Annotated in this window: 14 protein-coding genes; 3 read left to right on the top strand and 11 right to left on the bottom strand. The window is 61.0% G+C overall.

What is annotated here, in order from left to right:
• Positions 1 to 36 precede the first annotated feature (36 nt).
• A complete protein-coding gene (mpaA, locus tag ACJ8HA_RS04845) occupies positions 37 to 744 on the top strand; it encodes a murein tripeptide amidase MpaA (protein WP_043143634.1) in 708 nt (235 codons plus the stop codon).
• A 3-nt stretch (positions 745 to 747) separates the two neighbouring features.
• Here mpaA and ycjG read toward each other — a convergent pair whose 3' ends face one another.
• Positions 748 to 1,722 carry an L-Ala-D/L-Glu epimerase gene (ycjG, locus tag ACJ8HA_RS04840; protein ID WP_043143636.1) on the bottom strand — a complete coding sequence of 325 codons (975 nt, stop codon included), beginning with the start codon at positions 1,720 to 1,722 and terminating at the stop codon, positions 748 to 750.
• Positions 1,723 to 1,947: 225 nt separating this feature from the next.
• Between ycjG and tpx the strand changes: the two genes are divergently transcribed.
• Positions 1,948 to 2,451 (top strand): thiol peroxidase, encoded by a 504-nt coding sequence (gene tpx, locus ACJ8HA_RS04835; protein ID WP_197812542.1) that lies wholly within the window; start codon positions 1,948 to 1,950, stop codon positions 2,449 to 2,451.
• A 57-nt stretch (positions 2,452 to 2,508) separates the two neighbouring features.
• Here tpx and tyrR read toward each other — a convergent pair whose 3' ends face one another.
• The 7 genes from tyrR to pspA all read right to left on the bottom strand — a co-directional run bounded on the left by tyrR (position 2,509) and on the right by pspA (position 8,508).
• On the bottom strand, positions 2,509 to 4,080 hold the full coding sequence (tyrR, locus tag ACJ8HA_RS04830; RefSeq protein WP_025302997.1) for a transcriptional regulator TyrR: 1,572 nt from the start codon (positions 4,078 to 4,080) through the stop codon (positions 2,509 to 2,511).
• A 313-nt stretch (positions 4,081 to 4,393) separates the two neighbouring features.
• The gene (locus tag ACJ8HA_RS04825) at positions 4,394 to 5,455 is read right to left on the bottom strand and encodes a YcjF family protein (protein ID WP_151428572.1); all 1,062 of its coding nucleotides are present in this window, start codon (positions 5,453 to 5,455) and stop codon (positions 4,394 to 4,396) included.
• Positions 5,452 to 6,849 (bottom strand): YcjX family protein, encoded by a 1,398-nt coding sequence (locus ACJ8HA_RS04820; RefSeq protein ID WP_025302998.1) that lies wholly within the window; start codon positions 6,847 to 6,849, stop codon positions 5,452 to 5,454. Before ACJ8HA_RS04820 ends, ACJ8HA_RS04825 begins: the two co-directional genes overlap by 4 nt.
• The gene (pspD, locus tag ACJ8HA_RS04815) at positions 6,830 to 7,096 is read right to left on the bottom strand and encodes a phage shock protein PspD (protein WP_025302999.1); all 267 of its coding nucleotides are present in this window, start codon (positions 7,094 to 7,096) and stop codon (positions 6,830 to 6,832) included. Before pspD ends, ACJ8HA_RS04820 begins: the two co-directional genes overlap by 20 nt.
• 96 nt (positions 7,097 to 7,192) lie before the next feature.
• Complete coding sequence (pspC, locus tag ACJ8HA_RS04810) at positions 7,193 to 7,552, bottom strand: envelope stress response membrane protein PspC (RefSeq protein ID WP_004930552.1); 360 nt, start codon at positions 7,550 to 7,552, stop codon at positions 7,193 to 7,195.
• The gene (pspB, locus tag ACJ8HA_RS04805) at positions 7,552 to 7,779 is read right to left on the bottom strand and encodes an envelope stress response membrane protein PspB (RefSeq protein WP_004930553.1); all 228 of its coding nucleotides are present in this window, start codon (positions 7,777 to 7,779) and stop codon (positions 7,552 to 7,554) included. The genes pspC and pspB overlap by 1 nt, the downstream gene beginning before the upstream one ends.
• A gap of 63 nt (positions 7,780 to 7,842) precedes the next feature.
• The gene (gene pspA / locus ACJ8HA_RS04800; protein WP_025303000.1) at positions 7,843 to 8,508 is read right to left on the bottom strand and encodes a phage shock protein PspA; all 666 of its coding nucleotides are present in this window, start codon (positions 8,506 to 8,508) and stop codon (positions 7,843 to 7,845) included.
• Between the two features lie 184 nt (positions 8,509 to 8,692).
• Between pspA and pspF the strand changes: the two genes are divergently transcribed.
• Positions 8,693 to 9,700 (top strand): phage shock protein operon transcriptional activator, encoded by a 1,008-nt coding sequence (pspF, locus tag ACJ8HA_RS04795; protein ID WP_025303001.1) that lies wholly within the window; start codon positions 8,693 to 8,695, stop codon positions 9,698 to 9,700.
• A 193-nt stretch (positions 9,701 to 9,893) separates the two neighbouring features.
• Here pspF and zigA read toward each other — a convergent pair whose 3' ends face one another.
• From zigA to folE2, 3 genes are read right to left on the bottom strand one after another with little or no spacing between them, the layout of a single operon-like run.
• Complete coding sequence (gene zigA, locus ACJ8HA_RS04790) at positions 9,894 to 11,081, bottom strand: zinc metallochaperone GTPase ZigA (protein WP_049295713.1); 1,188 nt, start codon at positions 11,079 to 11,081, stop codon at positions 9,894 to 9,896.
• Positions 11,082 to 11,091: 10 nt separating this feature from the next.
• On the bottom strand, positions 11,092 to 11,652 hold the full coding sequence (locus ACJ8HA_RS04785; RefSeq protein ID WP_025303003.1) for a carbonate dehydratase: 561 nt from the start codon (positions 11,650 to 11,652) through the stop codon (positions 11,092 to 11,094).
• A complete protein-coding gene (gene folE2 / locus ACJ8HA_RS04780; protein ID WP_197812540.1) occupies positions 11,642 to 12,568 on the bottom strand; it encodes a GTP cyclohydrolase FolE2 in 927 nt (308 codons plus the stop codon). The genes ACJ8HA_RS04785 and folE2 overlap by 11 nt, the downstream gene beginning before the upstream one ends.
• Between the last annotated feature and the right edge of the window lie 183 nt (positions 12,569 to 12,751).

The raw sequence follows: 12,751 nt of genomic DNA, 5'->3' as shown, positions 1-12,751 counted from the left end.
ACAATGACTCTCGACCTTTAATCCAGGGACAACACCATGACCGAACATCGACCACGCAGTGAACGTGGCCAGTTGGCCATCGCAGGAGAGAACTACGGCAGCTCGCTGCTGGGCGCGCCGCTGCTCTATTTCCCGGCGGCGATCAGCGGCCCGGAGACCGGGCTTATCATCGCCGGCACCCACGGCGATGAGAGCGCCGCCATCGTGACCCTGTCTTGCGCGCTGCGCAGCATCGCCCCCGAACGACTGCGTCACCACGTGGTGCTGGCGGTCAACCCCGACGGCTGTCAGCTGGGGCTGCGCGCCAATGCCAACGGCGTCGATCTGAATCGCAACTTCCCGGCCGCCAACTGGCGCTCCGGCGATACCGTCTACCGCTGGAACAGCGCGGCGCCGGTGCGCGACGTCAAGCTCTCCACCGGTGGGCGCCCCGGTTCCGAACCGGAAACCCAGGCGCTGTGTCATCTGATCCATCGTCTGAAGCCGCACTGGGTGGTGTCGTTCCACGAACCGCTGGCCTGCATCGAAGATCCCGCCAGCTCGCGGCTCGGCGTTTGGCTGTCGCACAAGTTCGAACTGCCGCTGGTGACCAGCGTCGGCTATGAAACGCCCGGTTCGTTCGGCAGCTGGTGCGCAGATCTGTCGCTACCGTGCATCACCGCCGAATTCCCGCCGATCTCCGCCGATGCCGCCAGCGAGCGCTACATCGACGCGATGATCGAGCTGCTGACCTACCCGAATTAATCCCTACGGGGCGATATCGACGATCGCCCCGCATTCGAACGCCAGACCCGGTTCGACGTCCCGCGCCAGCCAGGTCGGGCCGTCCAGATCGACGAAGCGCGCCGCCGGCGCCAGCGGCAAGGCGGCGGATATCGCCCGTGACGTGCACAACATGCAGCCGAGCATGATGGCGAACCCTTGTTCGCGCGCGGCCTGCGCCAGCGCCAGCGCCTCGGTCAAGCCGCCGGTTTTGTCCAGTTTGATATTGACCATCTGATAGCGTTGCGCCAGCCGCGGCAGATCGGCACGGGTGTGGCAGCTCTCATCGGCGCAGATCGGCAGCGGATGGATAAAGTGCTCCAACGCAGCGTCGTCACCGGCCGGCAGCGGCTGCTCCAGCATCGCCACGCCGAGATCGGCCAGTAGCTGGCAGCGCGCCGCCAGCCCTTCCGCCTGCCAGGACTCATTGGCGTCGACGATGAGCGTCGCCTGCGGTACCGCGGCGCGGATCGCTACCAATCGTTCGCTGATATAGTGATCGTCGAGTTTGATCTTCAGCAGCGTGGCGCCCTGCTGCTCCAGTTCACGCGCGGCGAAGGCCATCGCTTCCGGCGTGCCGATGCTGACGGTCTGCGCCATACGGATATGCGCCGGGGCCGTCACACCGCTGCGCTGCCACAGGCTCTGCCCGTGCAGGCGGCACTCCAGATCCCACAGCGCCGAATCCAGCGCGTTGCGGGCGGCGCCCGCCGGCATCTGCACCAGCAGCTGTTCGCGGGTCATGCCTTGTGCGATCGCCGGCGCCATCTCTGCCAGCTGTGCCATCACCGATTCCTCGCTCTCGCCGTAACGCGGGTACGGCGTACATTCACCGGTGCCGCGCACGCCCTGCTGTTCGATTTCGACCACCACCACCCGGGCTTCGGTGCGGCTGCCGCGCGCAATCACGAAGGCAGTATGCAGCGGCCAGGCTTCCGGGTAAAAACGCATGTCTCTCATAACGGCTCCTGAGCGAAAACTGCGCATTCAGCCAGGCTGATGCGCCGGTGATGTTTTATAGAACAGCCTAATATATACAACTATTTAGCAAACTTTGATATCCAATCCGCCCCGGTTGTCATAAACTGGCGCCAGGGTGTGAACCTGATGTTAAATGCCGTTGCCGGCGCGCCGTTTCATCAGGTTCATACCCTTTGTATAAACACCTGTAAAAGGAATCTAGCAATGACTCAGACAGTACATTTTCAAGGCAATCCGGTCAGCGTAGCAGGCAAACTGCCACAGCAGGGCGAACAGGCCAAGGCCTTCTCGCTGGTTGCCAAAGACCTGTCAGACGTGACGCTGAGCAGCTTCGCGGGTAAACGCAAAGTCCTGAACATCTTCCCAAGCATCGATACCGGCGTCTGCGCGACGTCGGTGCGTAAATTCAACCAGCTGGCCAGCGGCCTGGATAACACCGTGGTGCTGTGCATCTCCGCCGATCTGCCGTTCGCGCAGTCTCGCTTCTGCGGCGCGGAAGGCCTGAGCAACGTGGTTACCCTGTCTACCCTGCGCGGCGCCGAGTTCAAGCAGGCGTACGGCGTCGAAATCGCCGAAGGCCCGTTGGCAGGCCTGACCGCGCGTGCGGTCGTGGTGCTGGATGGCCAGGACAACGTGCTGTACAGCGAGCTGGTGAACGAAATCACCACCGAGCCTGACTACGACGCGGCGCTGGCTGCGCTGAAATAACAAAGCCGGCGAACGCCGGCTTTGGATACCCATTAAAGGCGCCGCAAGGCGCCTTTCTTATTCTTCGCCCTCAGCGCCGCCTTTGCGGCTGCTCAGGCCATACTCGCGCAGCTTGTTGGCGATGGCGGTATGGGAAACGCCCAGCCGCTTCGCCAGCTTGCGGGTGCTGGGATAGGTGCGATACAGGCGCGTCAGCACCGAGCGTTCGAAACGCTTGCTGATGTCGTCCAGCGAACCGTCCAGCACCTCGTCGCCCAGCGACATCTCCACCTCAAACTCCGGCAACACGATATCCTGTGGCCGCAGTTCGTAGCCTTCGGTTTGCGTCAGCGCGCGGTAGATAGCGTTTTTCAGCTGACGCACGTTGCCCGGCCAGCCGTACTTGCTGAGGAAGCCGCCCAGATCGTTCGCCAGCTTGGGCCGCGCCACCCCCTGCTCATCGGCGAAGCGCGCCACGAACAGCTCGGTCAACGGCATGATGTCCTGCGGACGTTCGCGCAGCGGCGGGATGGTGATGGTCAGTACGTTGAGGCGATAATAGAGATCTTCGCGGAATTCGCCGCGCTGCACCAGCTCGGTAAGGTTTTTCTGGGTGGCGCAGATCACGCGCACGTCGACGTGCACCTCATGCTCTTCGCCAACGCGGCGGAACGTGCCGTCGTTGAGGAAACGCAGCAGCTTGGTCTGCATACGCGGCGACATTTCGCCGATCTCATCCAGCAGCACCGAACCGCCGTTGGCCTGCTCGAAGAAGCCCTTCTTGCCTTCCAGCGCGTTGGGATAAGCGCCCGGCGCATGGCCGAACAGTTCGCTCTCCACCACGTCATCCGGCAGCGCGGCGCAGTTCAGCGCCAGGAACGGCTGTTTGCCACGCGGGCTGCGCAAATGGCAGGCGCGGGCCAGAATATCCTTGCCGGTACCGGTATCGCCGACGATCAGCAGCGGCGCATCGAGCATCGCCAGCTTGCGCGCCTGCTCCAGCACGTGACGCATCTTGGCGCTCACCGCCACGATGTGGTCGAATTCGGTATCGTCGTTCACCGATAGATTTTGCAACTGGCGGCCCATGCGCGCGGTGGACTTCAGCATCACCACCGCGCCGACCGCGGCCGCCTGCTGCTGTTCGTCTTCCAGATAGATGGGCGTGATGTCCATCAGGAAGTCCTGGCTGCGGATCACCACCCGCTCGGCGTGCGGCGCCGTATGCTCGCTCTCCAGCCAACGGCTGAAGTTATAGCCGCCGATCAGCGCCCCGGCGGTCTGGTTGCGGATCTTGTCTTCGTTCAGGCTGAACAGCGCCTGCGCCGCCGGGTTGGCCAGCTCGACCTTGCCCTTCATGTCGATAGAGAACACCGGTTCCGGCATCGATTCCAGCAGCGCACGCAGCGCGCGATGTTCGCGTTCGGAAGGCATAAAGCTGACGGTGCGCACGTCTGTCACGCCGGCGATGCGGCGGATCTCCGCCATCAGCGCGCGGAAAGTATCGAAATCCAGCTGGGAGAAATTGAGGTAAATGCGGCCGATGGGATCGATTTCGATGCCACGTAAGTCAATGCTGCGCGATACCAAAAGATCGAGTAATTCTCGAGTGAGACCGAGGCGGTCTTCGCAAAATACTTCCAAACGCATCAGTGTTGGCCTTATCTCTGCAGGTGCGGGGATCGTTGACGATGATGATACTCCCTCGCACCGGGCGGTAGAAGCGATCTGTCAGCAAAAGTTGACAGAACTCTGATTTATTGCCGTGGTTGCTGATTTTAAACGCAAGCGGATAACAGTATCGGCGTCATTTTAGCCTACAAACAGAGAGTTATCACAACCAGAATTAATTTTGCAGAGATTTATCACGCAATCACAGGGGGATCGACTGTCGTCAAGTCTCGATTACGTCCGGCGTCGGTGCCGTTGAGAAAACGGCGCTCCTGGGAGCGCCGTCGCGGGGTTATTTGGCCTTGCCGTCGCTCTTTTTCAGCGTGTCTTTCAACTGGCCGATCAGCTGGCTGCGGAAATCGCCAAGCTTCGGTTTTTCCCCTTCCAGCCACGGCAGCGGGCGACACAGCTCCATCGCCTTGATGCCCAACCGCGCGGTCAACAACCCCGCGCCGATGCCCTGCGCCGCGCGCGCCGACAGCCGCGCCGCCAGATCCTGCGACATCCAGTCCATGCCCACTTCACGCACCAGTTCAGAGGCGCCGGCGAAGGCGATGTTGAGCAGCACCAGCCGGAACAGACGAATGCGGCTGAAGTAACCCAGTTCGATGCCGTACAGCGCCGCGATGCGGTTAATCAAACGGATGTTGCGCCAGGCGATAAACGCCATATCCACCAGCGCCAACGGGCTGACGGCAATCATCAGCGTCGATTCGGCGGCGGAGCGGCTGATTTCGCGCCGCGCCTGGTTGTCGAGCACTGGCTGTACCAGCTTGGTGTACAGCTCCACCACTTCACGGTCATTTTGGGTTTCATGCAACGAGGCCTGCCAGCGCTGCAACGCCGGATGCCCCTGATCCAGCCCGGCCTGACGCGCCAGCTTCTCGCAGAATTCGCGCCCTTGCCCCAGCCCGTGGCTGTGCAACAGCTCGCGCGCCACGTCGCGCTCTTCCGCGCGCTGGCGCAGCCGATACAAACGCCGCCATTCGGTGACCACCGAACCGACGCCGGCGAACACGATCAGGCCGCCGGCCACGCCGCCGCCCATGGCGATCCAGTCCTGTTGCACCCAAGCGGTATGCACCCACTGCACGCCCTGCGCCACCACGCTGACGCCGAACAGCGCCAGCCCGGCAGTGACCATTTTGCGCCACAGGCTGCGTTTAGGTTTCAGCGCGGCGTTGATGATGCCTTCGGCGCGCCCTTCTTCCTCTTCCTGCTGCAGTTCCGGCGCCGCCGGGAAAAAGCTTTCTGCCTGTTCGGCATCGAAAGCGACGCCGGCGCGCAACGCCGGCTCCTGCGGCGGCTGCAGCGGCTCGTCAAAATCGATACGCGGTTTGATCGGCTCGCTCATCGCAATTTGTCTCCCAATAAAAACTCCATCACCGCATCCAGGCGGATGTGCGGCAACGGGCTGTCCACGCTCATGGCGCGCGGACGAAACTCATCGAAGTGGAACCCCTGGTTCTGCCAGAACGCCGGTCCCGGCAGGCGGGCGGGCACTTCGCCGGGGAACACCGTCAGCGGTGCGCCGTCGCTCAGGCGGTTGCCCTTCAATGCCGGAATGCGTTGCCCCTGGTGATCGACGATGCCGCTCTCGGTCGCCTGCACCGAGGCCAGGCCGACGCAATCCATGCTAATGCCCTCGAACGCCGCGTTCTGCCACGCCTCTTGCACCAGCTGCTGCAGCAATGACACCAGATTGGCGTGCTGATCGGCGGTGATATGGTCCGCCTTGGTGGCGGCGAACATCAGTTTGTCGATGGTCGGCGAGAACAAGCGGCGAAACAGCGTGCGCTTGCCGTAATGGAAGCTCTGCATCAGTTGGGTCAGCGCCAGGCGCATGTCGTTGAACGCCTGCGGGCCGCTGTTGAGCGGCTGCAGGCAGTCAACCAGCACGATTTGCCGATCGAAACGAACGAAGTGTTCTTTGTAGAAGTTTTTGACGATCGACTGGCAGTAATAGTTGAAGCGAGCGCGCAACATGCCGATGTTGGTGTGTTTGTCGGCCTGCGCCAGCTTCGATTCGCCGATCGCGGCCACGTCGGGCCACGGGAAAAACTGCAGCGCCGGCGCGCCGGCCATGTCACCCGGCAGCACGAAACGGCCTGGCTGAATGAAGTGCAGCCCTTCGCTTTTGCAGCGCAACAGATAATCGGTGTAGGCCTGGGCGATCGCCGCCAGCCGGTTTTCGTCGGCCGGAGCCAGCGGATCGCAGGCCTTGCACAGTTCAAGCCAGGGCTTGGCCCATTCGGCGCGTTCGCCCTGCAGCAGCCCGGTCATCTGGCGCGACCAGGCCAGGTAATCCTGTTCGAGCATCGGCAGATCCAGCAACCATTCGCCCGGATAATCGACGATCTCCAGGTACAGCGTGGAAGTGTCTTTGAAGTGCCGCAGCAGCGAGTCGTTGGAGCGGTAACGCAGCGCCAGCCGGATTTCGCTGACGCCGCGCGTCGGCGTCGGCCAGGCCGGCGGCGTGCCGTACAGCTGCGCCAGCCCTTCGTCATAGGTGAAACGCTGGATGCCGAGATCGCGTTGCGGGATGCGTTTGACGCCCAGCAGGCGCTCTTCGCGCACCGGTGAAAACAGCGGCATGCGCGCGCCGCTGTGCACATGCAGCAGTTGGTTGACGAAGGCGGTGATAAAGGCGGTTTTGCCGCTGCGGCTCAGGCCGGTCACCGCCAGGCGCAGATGGCGATCCATTCCGCGGTTGACCAGCGAGGTTAACTCATTTTGCAGTCGTTTCATTGCTCTCCTTGACGTAACGCCCGAATGCCTTGTTCAGGCCTTTACGGAACAGCGGTTCCAGCACCAGTGCCAGCACGACGCGCACCGGTTTACGGCCGACGGTTTTCAGCAGCCAGCCGGCGGCGCCCGCCGGGCCATAGTTCAATAACGCTATGATGATGACTTTAGCCAATGTCTTCAACATTGCCGCCGCTCCTCGTTTAAATCCACCCGTTCTGGCGGTGTTTGCAACATCGATTTTATTCATGACAATGCCCTCCGGCACAAGAGATTAAGGTTACATTCAACGGGATAACGGCGGCGAAGATACCCGGCCTGCGCAGGCCGGGTATCGCAAGAAGGGTTACAGCTTGCGGAAACGGCTCTGTACGCCGAAGGTATCGGACGTCACGTAGCGCTCGACCTGACGCAGCTGCTGCTCGCCGCTGCCCAACTCATACTCCAGCTGATCGAGCAGCTGGCGCGGCGTCTTCTGATGCTCGCCTTCGAAACGGCTGGCCGGCGCTTCATCCAACACGAACACCAGCGCGATATAGGCCACCAGCGTGAAGAAGAACAGCCCGAAGAACAGCGACAGCACCACCATCACGCGGATCAGTCGCACCGGTACGTCGAAATAGTGCGCCAAACCGGCGCAGACGCCTTTCACCATGCCTTCTTCGGGAACGCGATAAAGCTTTTTACTGCCCAGCGTCGTGCTCATCAGGACTGTCTCCAGTTCGGGTGTTCCGCATCGAGGATCTCTTCCAGCGCCTGAATGCGTTCACGCATGCGTTTGGCATCTTCCGCCAGCTGCGCCAGGCGCTGCATTTCTTGCTGACTCAGCTGGATGCCGGTCTGTTGCCGATTGCTGTAATGCAGCCAAAGCCAAATCGGCGCGACAAACAGCACGAAAATTGTCAGCGGAATGGCAAGTAATAAAGCACTCATTGTTGTTCCTTCTTATCGGATCCTGGATAGGCGGCCACCTCCGGCGTGTGGCCGCGGCTCGCCTTACTCGGAGCGGTTCATTTTGGCTTTCAGCGCCGCCAGCTGCTCACTGATGGCGTCGTCGGCTTTCAGCTCGGCAAACTCCTGGTCCAGCGACTTCTTTTTACCAATGCTGATGCTTTCCGCTTCGGCTTCCATATGGTCGATGCGACGTTCGAACTGTTCGAAACGCGCCATCGCCTCATCCAGCTTGCCGCTGTCGAGCTGGCGGCGCACGTCACGAGAAGAAGATGCGGCCTGATGACGCAGCGCCAACGCCTGCTGCCGCGCACGGGTTTCGGTCAGTTTGTTTTCCAGCTCGCCGATTTCGCTCTTCATGCGCGCCAGCGTTTCTTCTACGGTCGCCACTTCCTGCGTCAGCGTAGCGATCAGATCGGCCACTTTTTGTTTTTCGATCAGCGCCGCACGGGCCAAGTCTTCTTTATCTTTGCGCAGCGCCAGTTCGGCTTTTTCCTGCCAGTCACTGACCTGGTTTTCACCCTGCTCGATGCGACGCAGCAGCTGCTTTTTCTCCGCCAGCGCACGCGCCGACGTAGAGCGAACTTCAACCAGCGTGTCTTCCATCTCTTGGATCATCAACCGCACCAGCTTCTGCGGATCTTCCGCCTTGTCCAGCAGGGTGTTGATGTTGGCGTTCACGATGTCGGCAAAACGAGAAAAAATACCCATAATTCACTTCCTCTTGGTTCTGATGGCGTCTGAAGCGCCGCGTTAAGTCGTACAGCTTGCCCAAAGAGATAATCAAAACCCGTGCCAACTTTTAAATTATTGAAAAACAACAACTCTTTATTTTTGACTCTCTGCGCGCTTGCTGTAGAGTGATTATTTTCACCAAACATTGGCGAATTTCATCATGAACGAACAGCCAGAGAATTTGTTGGGCGAAGCAAACGCCTTTGTCGAAGTCTTGGAGCAAGTCTCCCAGGTGGCAAAGCTGAACAAGCCGGTGCTGGTGATCGGCGAACGCGGCACCGGCAAGGAGTTGATCGCCCACCGTCTGCACTACCTCTCCAACCGTTGGCAAGGGCCGTTCATCTCGCTTAACTGCGCGGCGCTGAATGAAAACCTGCTGGATTCCGAACTGTTCGGCCACGAGGCCGGCGCGTTTACCGGCGCCCAAAAGCGCCATCTGGGCCGCTTCGAACGCGCCGACGGCGGTACGCTGTTCCTCGATGAGCTGGCAACCGCACCGATGCTGGTGCAGGAGAAATTGCTGCGGGTGATCGAATACGGTCAGTTGGAGCGCGTGGGCGGCAGCCAGCCGCTGCGGGTGGATGTGCGCCTGGTGTGCGCCACCAACGACGATCTGCCGGCGCTGGCGGCGGCGGGCAAGTTCCGCGCCGATCTGCTAGATCGGCTGGCGTTCGACGTGGTGCAACTGCCGCCACTGCGCCAACGGCGGCCCGATATCATGCTGTTGGCCGAGCATTTCGCCATTCAAATGTGCCGCGAGCTGGCGCTGCCGCTGTTTCCCGGCTTTACCGAACGTGCCAGGCAAACGTTGCTCGAGTATGGCTGGCCGGGCAACGTGCGCGAACTGAAAAACGTGGTGGAGCGTTCGGTCTATCGCCACGGCGACAGCGACAGCCCGCTGGATGAGATCGTCATCAACCCGTTTGCGCCACGCGAGGCCACGCCGGTCGCGCCCATTCCTGAAGACGCCGGCGCGTTACCGCCGTTGCCGTTGGATTTGAAACTCTGGCAGCTGGAGCAGGAGAAGGCATTGATCGAGGCGGCGCTGCAGCAGGGGCGGTTCAATCAGCGCAAGGCGGCGCAGCTGCTGGGGCTCACCTATCATCAGCTGCGCGGTATGCTGAAAAAGCATGCGCTGCTGCAAAACGGCGAAGCGGACGAGGAATAACAGGCAAAAAAAAAGCCAGCACCCGAGCTGGCTTAAAAAACACTGGAAGCAATGTGAGCAATGTCGTGCCTTCCACATCAGAGCCGCAAACTGTGGCCTTCCGTGAACTGCCAGGCGATGATAATAGTTATCAGTATCGTCTGTAAAGCACTTTGTTGAGAATTTTTCTCATTTCCACACGAAGATTGCGCAATTACCACTCAGGGAACGGGTCTGCCATGTCCAGCCAATAGTCCACGCCGGCGGCCATTTCATCGTCGCTCAACAGGCAGTCGTCCAGCAGACGCACGATCGTCGCCTGCTGCAAATGCTGGCCGATAAACACTAGCTCCTGGCGCATGTCGCCGAACGGTTCCACCCATTTCTCCTGAATATGCGCCCGCGTTTCGGGATCCTGTGGCCAGTTATCTTGCGGGATGGCGCGCCAAAAGGTGCCCGCGAGGCCATAATGGGCGATGCCGCCCGCCTGGCTCCACTGCCCGGCCTGCCGCGGCCGCGTCGCCAGCCAGAAGAAGCCCTTCGACCGCAGCAGCTTGCCGCCTCCCCAGTCACCGTTGATCACGCGGTAGAACTTGTCTGGCGCAAACGGCCGCCGCGCCTGATAGACAAAGCTACTGATGCCGTAGCTTTCCGTTTCCGGCACGTGTTCGCCACGCAGCTCTTTCAGCCAGCCGGGTGCCTGCTGAGCCTTTTCAAAGCTGAAGCTGCCAGTATTCAGCACTACCTCCAGCGGCAGTTTGCCCGGCGCGATCGGCACAATGCGGGCGTCGGGGTTCAGGCTGGCCAGCAGCGCCATCACTTCGCCCTGCTGGGTTGGCGTCAATAGATCGGTTTTGCTGATCAGGATCACGTCGCAGAATTCGATCTGCTCAATCAACAGGTCCGCCACGCTGCGCAGATCGTCCTCGCCCAGGCTTTGACCGGCCTCCTGCAGGCTTTGCGCCTGCTGATATTGCTGGATGAAATTCACCCCGTCGACCACCGTCACCAGGGTATCCAGCCGGGCGAACTGCGACAGGCTTTCCCCTTCTTCATCCTCGAAAGTAAAGGTTTCCGCCACCGGCAGCGGTTCGGAGATGCCGCTCGATTCGATCAGCAGATAATCGAAGCGCCCGTCCTGCGCCAGCTCGCGCACCGACACCAGCAGGTCTTCGCGCAGCGTACAGCAGATGCAGCCGTTGCTCATCTCCACCAGCTTTTCCTGCTGGCGATCGAGGTGCACTTCATTCTCCACCAGCGCGGCGTCGATATTCACCTCGCTCATGTCGTTGACGATCACCGCCACGCGCATGCCCTGCCGGTTGTTCAGGATGTGGTTCAGCACCGTGGTCTTGCCGGCGCCGAGAAAGCCGGAAAGCACGGTCACGGGAAGTTGTTTCATGAGAGCCTCACTAAAATTCATTGCGTAATGCCTGGTAACCGCGCACCAGCTCGACGTTGGTGGCGGCCACTTCTTCCGAAAACTGCAGCGCGCCGCGGTCGACCTGGCGATAGCGCGACAAATCACTGTCCGGCCCCACGCGCTCGGTCGAGGGGATATAGCGGTTTTCCGGCAGCGTCACGCCATCCACCACCGCGTTATAACGCACCACGCAGCCGGACTGGATGTGGCAGTTGAACAGCACGCTGTTGAAACCGATAAACACCCGATCGTCGATGCGACACGGGCCGTGAACGATGGCGCGGTGGGCGATAGAGCTGTAACGGCCAATGGTGACCGCCGCCCCGCTCTTGGAATGGATCACCACACCGTCCTGAATATTGGAGTGCGAGCCGATGACGATAGGTTCCATGTCGCCGGCAGCGTTCAACTCGTCGGCGCGAATTACCGCATACGGCCCGACGTAGACGAAATCTTCGACGATCACCCGGCCGCAAATAATGGCGGTGGGATCGATGTAGGCCAGCGGCGAGACCTGCGGCAGATGGCCGCTGGGATTTTTACGCAGCATGGTGTTCTCCCCGCCAGCTCAGCTCCGCCACCGCATTGTGGGCATGCAGGCTCTCCTGATGCTCGACGCGCAGCGAAAAAGCGCGGTAGTCGCACTGGCTGCGCAGCATGCCATACAGACGGCGCGCCGCGTCCTCACAAAACATCAGGTTCTGACCGTTGGCCAATGCGAAAGCCTGTTCGTCGCGGCGTTTCACCAGCGTTTGTACCGGCGTGCCCAGCGCGTGTTCGATGCGGTCAATCAGTTTCACCGGTTCGAACGCCCGTTCATTCTCGGGCGTCACGGTGATCCAGGCCCAGCTGCGTTGGCTGTGGGGCGTGGCCGGCATACCTTGCTCCAGCAGCCACTCGCTCACCTGGCGTTGGCTGACCCGCTCCGCCGCCTGTTCAAAATCAAACTGAAACTGTTGCTGCGCCAACTGACGGCTGAGCGCCGCCGAACTCGGGCAGGTAGAGGAGTAAGGCACGCCGACGGTCAGCGCCAGCGCCAGCGTGTCTGCCAGGGTGGCCTCGATGCGCAGCGGGTAAGCCTTCCAGCCACGCTGTGGCGACAGCAGCGCCGGACGTGACAGCAACAGCTCGCCGCCGATCGACAAGCTGGCGCGATCGCTGTGTTCTGGCTGCGAATCCAGAAAGGCCTGCAGCGTCCGGCCGATGCGCTGCGGCGTCAGCTCGCCCTGCGTCAATTCGTCCAGCGCCAGATACAGCCGCGACATGTGAATACCGCGTTCGCCCGCCGCTTCGGCGCGCAGGTTGATGCCGGCGTCGACCTTCGCCATCAATGGCTTGCCAGCCAGTTCCAGCGGCAGCGCGATCCCTTGCATCCCGACCCAATCGAGCCCGACATCACTCATTTCGCCGCGCCATGCCTGAGCGTCCGGCAGCGAACGGCGTGGTGGAAGTGCAACTTCGTTCATACATCCCCTTGCGTTATTGTGACTTTGCCGGGGAACGGTAACACGGTTTTGTTATATTATAACATAACATGAAAAACTTTTTTCTTGCCGCTGAACAGCCTGATTAATCAAGTCGCAGAAAACTCAGCGATTTTGTTCAATGGATTGGGCTGCTGGTCAGAGTACGATACACTAACGCTATTG

Origin of the sequence: Serratia sp. CY33802 (assembly GCF_052169095.1) — a bacterium.
GTDB lineage: Bacteria > Pseudomonadota > Gammaproteobacteria > Enterobacterales > Enterobacteriaceae > Serratia > Serratia bockelmannii.
Note: the sequence above shows the minus strand (reverse complement) of the source record. Positions and strands in the feature narration are given on the sequence as shown.

Bases quoted from the DNA above. Each gene is read 5' to 3' on its own strand.
- mpaA (WP_043143634.1), top strand. From the start codon at position 37: ATGACCGAACATCGACCACGCAGTGAACGTGGCCAGTTGGCCATCGCA.
- ycjG (WP_043143636.1), bottom strand. From the start codon at position 1,722: ATGAGAGACATGCGTTTTTACCCGGAAGCCTGGCCGCTGCATACTGCC.
- tpx (WP_197812542.1), top strand. From the start codon at position 1,948: ATGACTCAGACAGTACATTTTCAAGGCAATCCGGTCAGCGTAGCAGGC.
- tyrR (WP_025302997.1), bottom strand. From the start codon at position 4,080: ATGCGTTTGGAAGTATTTTGCGAAGACCGCCTCGGTCTCACTCGAGAA.
- ACJ8HA_RS04825 (WP_151428572.1), bottom strand. From the start codon at position 5,455: ATGAGCGAGCCGATCAAACCGCGTATCGATTTTGACGAGCCGCTGCAG.
- ACJ8HA_RS04820 (WP_025302998.1), bottom strand. From the start codon at position 6,849: ATGAAACGACTGCAAAATGAGTTAACCTCGCTGGTCAACCGCGGAATG.
- pspD (WP_025302999.1), bottom strand. From the start codon at position 7,096: ATGAATAAAATCGATGTTGCAAACACCGCCAGAACGGGTGGATTTAAA.
- pspC (WP_004930552.1), bottom strand. From the start codon at position 7,552: ATGAGCACGACGCTGGGCAGTAAAAAGCTTTATCGCGTTCCCGAAGAA.
- pspB (WP_004930553.1), bottom strand. From the start codon at position 7,779: ATGAGTGCTTTATTACTTGCCATTCCGCTGACAATTTTCGTGCTGTTT.
- pspA (WP_025303000.1), bottom strand. From the start codon at position 8,508: ATGGGTATTTTTTCTCGTTTTGCCGACATCGTGAACGCCAACATCAAC.
- pspF (WP_025303001.1), top strand. From the start codon at position 8,693: ATGAACGAACAGCCAGAGAATTTGTTGGGCGAAGCAAACGCCTTTGTC.
- zigA (WP_049295713.1), bottom strand. From the start codon at position 11,081: ATGAAACAACTTCCCGTGACCGTGCTTTCCGGCTTTCTCGGCGCCGGC.
- ACJ8HA_RS04785 (WP_025303003.1), bottom strand. From the start codon at position 11,652: ATGCTGCGTAAAAATCCCAGCGGCCATCTGCCGCAGGTCTCGCCGCTG.
- folE2 (WP_197812540.1), bottom strand. From the start codon at position 12,568: ATGAACGAAGTTGCACTTCCACCACGCCGTTCGCTGCCGGACGCTCAG.